Raw genomic sequence first — 1,268 nt, forward strand, 5'->3', positions numbered from 1 at the left:
TAATGCCGATCAGTTAAGGATCAGTTGAACGATCCAGTGGCTGTGTAAGAATCCGGAAACGCTTCGTTTCCGGATTTTTTTATGCAGCTCAGTCAGGCCCTTGATATCGTCTCTCGTTACGATTCTCTTCGTAATCCTCTGAATACGCTCGCGGATGTTCTTGACCCTGCGCTCATCAGCCGCTGCCTTGAGGAAGCTGGCACAGTCACGCTCCGCAAGCGCAGACTCACTACAGATATGATGGTCTGGTGTCTCATCGGCATGGCCCTTGAGCGCAAGGAACCTCTTCACGCCATCGTTAATCGCCTTGATATTCTGTTGCCGGGAAACCGTCCTTTCGTTGCGCCCAGTGCCGTAGTGCAGGCAAGGCAGCGGCTGGGGGACGACGCTGTGCGGCGGGTTTTCGAACAGAGCAGCGAGCTCTGGAATGCACAGACTTCCCACCCTGACTGGTGTGGTCTGACGTTGTACGCTGTTGACGGCGTTGTCTGGCGCACGCCAGAAACGCCTGATAATGAGAAGGCTTTCGTGCGTTCAGGCACGGTGGCAGGCGCCTCGCCTTATCCGCAGGTGCGCATGGTCTGCCTGATGGAACTCACCAGCCATCTTATCAGCGGCGCCGCGATGGGCTGCCAGAACGAGAATGAGATGGTGCTGGCAGAAGGTCTCATTGAACGCGCGTGCGACAACAGCCTGACTCTCTTCGATAAGGGTTACACGTCATTCGGTCTGCTTAGCGCCTGGCATGAGGCCGGCGAAAACCGTCACTGGATGATAGCGGCACGTAAAGACCTGCAGTACGAAGAGGTACGTCGTCTGGGGAAGGGAGACATACTTATCCGGGTAAAAACCTCCGCTCAGTCACGGAAGAAATGGCCGCATCTGGCGGCGCACACAGAGATGAGGATGATAAGCCGGGAAATAAAAGGCCGGACGTGGCAGTTCCTGACGTCGATGACGGATGCGATGCGTTATCCGGGTAAAGAAATAGCGGATCTCTACAGTCATCGCTGGGAGATAGAGCTGGGATATCGTGAAATAAAGCAGGGTCTCCAGGACAGCAGGCTCACGCTTCGCAGCAGGAAGCCGGAGATGGTAAGGCAGGAGCTGTGGGGCGTGCTGCTGGCCTACAATCTGGTGAGATATCAGATGATAAGAATGGCCTCAACGCTGAAGGGATACTGGCCTAACCAGCTCAGCTTCAGGGAATCGACAGCGTGGGTGATGAAGCTGCTCTGGACACTCGAAGGCGCTTCGCCTGGGCGAAT

The 1,268-nt window shown here is 55.8% G+C and carries 1 protein-coding gene; it reads left to right on the forward strand.

Annotation, left to right across the window (positions count from 1 at the left end; genetic code table 11):
• Positions 1–81: 81 nt before the first annotated feature.
• A partial coding sequence (locus F3J37_RS27790; protein WP_166936838.1) for an IS4 family transposase occupies positions 82–1,268 on the forward strand: 1,187 nt, incomplete at its 3' end.

Source organism: Candidatus Pantoea communis (assembly GCF_011752685.1).
In the GTDB taxonomy this organism is placed as follows: Bacteria; Pseudomonadota; Gammaproteobacteria; order Enterobacterales; family Enterobacteriaceae; genus Pantoea; species Pantoea communis.